We start from the raw sequence: 447 nt of genomic DNA on the forward strand, positions 1-447 counted from the left end.
GTTCATCAGAAAACTAGTTTTGTCCGCTTTTTTTGATCGAGATTAGTATCTTGATCCAATCTCTATGACTTATATGCTTTTACATCATCTTATTCGTCTTCTTTTTTCTTTCCCATTGCAAACATACCAAGAAGTGCTCCTACAACACCTGCTGTTGCAAGGGTTGCATTTTCCTTAGTACCTGTTTCAGGGAGGATATTTTGACGACTTGCAGGCGCTTGGTAGGTCTTGTCTTGTGACATAGCAAGAGCTACAAGAGACTGCTCATCTTTGTATTCTGGAACCTCATGGATTGCTCCTTCTACTCCATTGACACCACCTGTGTATTCTGGGCTTACTTCTTGAACAGCTGCTTCTTCACCATTCACTCCACCAGTAAACTCTGGGACTTCATGAATAGCTGCTTCACCTGCTACGCCAATTGCTCCTGTGTATTCCGGAACTTCA

The 447-nt window shown here is 42.5% G+C and carries 1 protein-coding gene; it reads right to left on the reverse strand.

The features are described 5' to 3' along the window. Window positions 1–89 precede the first annotated feature (89 nt). On the reverse strand, window positions 90–447 hold a 358-nt coding region (locus tag HMPREF2805_RS07035; RefSeq protein WP_148131626.1), incomplete at its 5' end, for an SIALI-17 repeat-containing surface protein.

The organism is Streptococcus sp. HMSC034E03 (genome assembly GCF_001811505.1).
GTDB lineage: Bacteria > Bacillota > Bacilli > Lactobacillales > Streptococcaceae > Streptococcus.